General features: G+C 42.3%; 2 protein-coding genes. Both read right to left on the bottom strand.

Features of this window, described 5'->3' with window-relative positions:
- Positions 1-96: 96 nt before the first annotated feature.
- Positions 97-2,169, bottom strand: coding sequence for a M13 family metallopeptidase (locus H5187_RS22630; RefSeq protein ID WP_182719610.1), 2,073 nt, complete (start codon positions 2,167-2,169; stop codon positions 97-99).
- Between the two features lie 860 nt (positions 2,170-3,029).
- A complete protein-coding gene (locus tag H5187_RS22625; RefSeq protein WP_182762695.1) occupies positions 3,030-4,400 on the bottom strand; it encodes a Gfo/Idh/MocA family protein in 1,371 nt (456 codons plus the stop codon).
- Positions 4,401-4,804 lie beyond the last annotated feature (404 nt).

The raw sequence follows: 4,804 nt of genomic DNA, 5'->3' as shown, positions 1-4,804 counted from the left end.
TTAACCTTTAACCTTTAACCTTTAACCTTTTACTCCCCCTCAAAACAAAAACGGCGGCCTAAGCCACCGTTTAATCATCAAACTAATAAAAACTAATTACCAAATTTTTACGCGATCAGCTGGTTTAATATACATTTTGTCGCCTTCTTTAACGTCAAATGCTTGATAAAACTCAGGCATATTCGACAAGATACCGATCACGCGGTAATGGCTTGGTGAATGCGGATCTGTCATTAGGCGGTTACGTAGCTCTTCGTCACGGTATTTACGACGCCAAATTTGCGACCAACCCATAAAGAAGCGCTGATCACCGGTATAACCATCAATGACTGGCGCTTTATCGCCACCTAGCGATAGCTGATAAGCAGTGAAAGCAACCGTTAGGCCACCTAAATCGCCAATATTCTCACCTAAGGTCAATTGACCATTAACACTGGCATCTGCAAATGGTTGATACTCGTTATACTGTGCAACTAACTGACCAGTGCGCTCTTCAAACTGTTTAAGGTCTGACTCGCTCCACCAATCACGTAAATTACCATCACCATCATACTTAGCACCTTGGTCATCAAAACCATGCCCTAACTCGTGACCAATTACCGCACCAATTGCACCGTAGTTAACCGCATCATCAGCTTCTAAGTTAAAAAATGGTGGTTGTAAAATTGCCGCAGGAAATACAATTTCGTTATTCACCGGGTTATAGTAAGCATTTACTGTTTGTGGTGTCATATGCCATTCAGAACGATCCACTGGCTTACCTAGCTTGTCAATCATATCGGCATAAGCCCATTCACTATGGCGAATATAGTTACCAACTAAATCATCCGCATTAATGCTTAACTGTGAATAGTCTTTCCAGTTATCTGGGTAGCCAATTTTTGGGGTAAATTTGTCGAGCTTTTCTTTCGCAGCAAGCTTGGTTTCAGGGCTCATCCACTCAAGATTTTCAATCGCAACGCCATAGCCTTTGATCACGTTATCAACTAACTCTTCCATGCGCGCTTTTGCTTCTGGCGGGAAATTGTCTTTAACGTACACTTTTCCTAAAATTTCACCTAACACTTCATTTGATGCATCAACGGCTTGTTTCCAAAGCGGAGTTTGCTCTTTTACGCCGCGTAATGTGGTGCTGTAAAAGTTAAAGTTTAAATCAACCAGATCTTTATCTAATATACCTGCGTAGTTACTTACTAAATGAAATTTAAGGTATTGTTGCCACGTTTCAAGGTCTGTTGCTTTATAAATATCGGCAAACTTTTCAAAGTAGCTAGGCTGACTGACGATAATATCTTGTACATTTACACCAGACGCTTTGAAGTATTCAGCAAGGTCAAACTCACCAGTTAGCTTACTTGCATCACTTACGCTCATTTTGTTATAAGACTTTGTAGCATCACGACTTTCAACACGCGTCCACTGTGCATCAGCAATACTGGTTTCAAGTGCAATAATTGCTTTAGCAGCTTCATCGGCTTTTTCTACACCTGCGCGTTTTAGAACGTCAGCAATGTAAACTTGGTACGCGGCACGAATTTTAGTGAACTTTTCGTCATCTTTTAAATAATAATCACGATCCGGTAAGCCAAGGCCTGATTGATACGCATATAATGCATTTTCACTCGAGTTCTTAGCGTCATTATTTACATACCAACCAAATGGCACCGCGCCACCTTGAATACGTATTTGCGCCATAAGTGTAACTAAATCAGACTTATTTTTAACACCATCAATAGCAGTTAACGGACCATTTAGCGGTGTTATACCTAATTCATCACGCTTGGCTTCATTCATGTAACTCTTAAAGAACGCACCTAGCTTATATTCATCAGTTCCGGCTTTAGCAGCTGTATTAGCAGCCGCTTGTTCAAGCACTGTTTTCATTGCGGCTTGAGAGTCGTCATACAATTGTGAGAATGAACCGTAATTTGATTTATCGCCAGGGATCTCAGTCGTCGCCAACCATTGACCATTAATGTGATAATAAAAATCATCCTGTGCACGGACCGACTTATCTATATTTGCTAATTCAATACCTGAATTTAACTGCTCTACTGGTGCGCTAACCACCGTGGCCTCAGGCGCTTTTGTTGATTCTTGTTTTTCGCCACAACCGACTAATCCCAAAGCAAGTGCAATACTTGCCGCAGTTAGAGTTACTTTTTTCATGACTATCTCATTTGTTAGTTATCGTTTAAATATTCACCACTCAAATAAAGTACTTCGATAGAATATTCGCTATTTCCATATTAAACTTGTTCAGTGCAACAATAAACCGATGAACCAAAACAAGCGCTTTTAATATGTAACAAAGTTTGTAAGCGAGGGTTTATCACTCGCAATTTTAAGTTCACCACCGAGCAATGAAAGATATAGGTTAAAGGCAGAGACTAGCTCCATCTAACATCTAAATACAAAAGCGCGGCATAAAACCACACCTACAAGCAATTAATTAGACATCAAAGTAAATTTAACACCGAGACAAACTTTAACACCCGTAGGCGTTAAGCTTGCTGACGCAAAAACACTACATTTTAAAACGCGGTGGCAAGCCACTCGCCTACAAGTGAGTAATAAAACACCGAGATAAACGTTAACACCCGTAGGCGTTAAGCTTGCTGACGCACAAACTCCACACCACATTTTGAAACGCGGTGGCAAGCCACTCGCCTACAAGTAATAAATTACACATCAAAGTAAACTTTAACACCGTAGGCGTTAAGCTTGCTGACGCAACAACACCACATCACATTTTGAAACGCGGTGGCAAGCCACTCGCCTACAGGTAATTAATTAAACATCAAAGTAAATTTAACACCAAGATAAACCTTAACACCGTAGGCGTTGAGCTTGCTGACGCACCAACACCGAGCCACATTTAAAATGCGGTGGCAAGCCACTCGCCTACAAATAAGTAATAAACATCAAAGTAAATTTAACACCGAGATAAACTTTAACACCCGTAGGCGTTATGCTTGCTGACGCAAAAACACAATATGCGCGAGTTTGCCTCGCGCAGCTCTTAGCATTTAACCAACTATTCCTAGCGGTTTGGCACTTTGCCATGCACCACGGGTAAAATCAGGAATATCAATTGACGCACTACGATTACTAACTGACTGTGCCGACAGCGGCGATATAACAGACCAAGCAGCGCCGTCGTAAACATCTTGATCAAGCGCCTCACCATTACGTAAACAATAAATCATCCGCCAGAACATTAAGAAGTCCATGCCGCCATGGCCGCCGTTACGCTCTGCCTCTTCGCCCATTTTGGTCCACAGTGGGTGGTCGTATTTTTTATACCAATCAGCCATTTCATAATCCCACTCATGGAAGCTCTTCGAACCACCATCTTCCAGCGCAATACGATTTGGAAAACCAGCAAACACACCGTTAGTGCCTTGAATTAAATTATGGCGCGAGTATGGACGTGGCGTGGTGGTATCATGTTGAACCATAATACTGCGCCCTTTTACTGTTTTGATAAGCGTGGTATTCATATCGCCAGCAATATAATTAAGCTGATTACGTTGATGATCGGCTGGAAATTCTTTCTTTGCATAGGCGCTACGGCCCAGTGCCGGTGAACTCATCGAGGTTAAAAAATCAAACCGATCGCCGCGATTAATATTCATATATTGTGACACAGGGCCTAAACCGTGCGTTGGATACAAATTACCGTTTCGTTTTGCATGCCAAGCGGTACGCCAAGAACCAGTTTTATGCTCCACTTCTTTCATTTGCCAACGTAATTCATGAATATACGCCGCCTCACCATGTAGCAGCTCACCAAACACGCCTTGGCGAACCATATTCAATACCATTAACTCATCACGACCATAGTTGACATTTTCCATCATCATACAGTTCTTTTGCGTGCGCTCAGCGGTATCAACTAGTTGCCACATTTCTTCAACCGTCAATGCTAATGGCACTTCAACAAAAGCATGCTTGCCACTATTCATGGTATCGATTGCCATCGGTGCATGCCACGACCATGGCGTAGAAATAATCACAATATCAATATCATCGCGATTAAGCATTGCTTGATAGGCATTATCGGCGCCAGTATAAAGTGCAGGCTTAGCCAACCCTTTGTCAGTGAGGTAGTTAGCTGAACGCTGTAAGACTTCGTCATGGGTATCACATATTGCTTTAATTTCTGTACCAGCAATATGACTCATACGCTTTACGTGGCCAAAACCACGCTGCCCTAAGCCTATAAACCCAACCCGTACTACATCCATTTTTGGCGCGACAAGGCCAATTACAGAGCGCCCTTGCGCTGGGGGAGTAATAACGCCACTTTGAGTACCCGTGGCACATCCTGAAATCACACTAGCCGCTGCCGTAGCACTCGCGGCTTTTAAAAAATCTCGACGATTAAACTGCTTCATTATTATTATCCTAGAACTAATCTAGTTTTAACTTACCTAAAACAGCTTGGGAGGTAAAGCAGATGGGGATGGATAGCATAGGAAAAGAAGGAGTTAGAATTAACCTTAACTCTTGGTATTTAACCAATCTCAATCGACGATGTAGGAAATGGCTTTAGCCATGAATTTTATAAACCGCGCGGCGTAAAGCCGCGCCTACGACAACCCAAGCACCAATGCCACCCCGTAGGCAGGAGTTTACCTCGCGCAATTTTAAACGCGCCTCTTAACCTATTTGTGAATGAATCTTTTAAATCTTTCGTTCGCGGCTAAAGCCGGCTCCTACGAAAACTATTTTTGTACAAAGAGAAGTGAATGAGTGTTAGTGAGTGTTAGTGAGTGTTAGTGAGTGTTAGTGAGAAGAT

Origin of the sequence: Pseudoalteromonas sp. SG44-1, assembly GCF_014164315.1 — a bacterium.
Taxonomy (GTDB): domain Bacteria; phylum Pseudomonadota; class Gammaproteobacteria; order Enterobacterales; family Alteromonadaceae; genus Pseudoalteromonas; species Pseudoalteromonas rhizosphaerae.
The sequence above is the reverse complement of the archived record's forward strand: the minus strand, read 5'-3'. Positions and strand labels throughout refer to the sequence as shown.

Excerpts from the sequence above, each read along its gene's own strand:
- H5187_RS22625 (WP_182762695.1), bottom strand. The coding sequence starts at position 4,400 with ATGAAGCAGTTTAATCGTCGAGATTTTTTAAAAGCCGCGAGTGCTACG.
- H5187_RS22630 (WP_182719610.1), bottom strand. The coding sequence starts at position 2,169 with ATGAAAAAAGTAACTCTAACTGCGGCAAGTATTGCACTTGCTTTGGGA.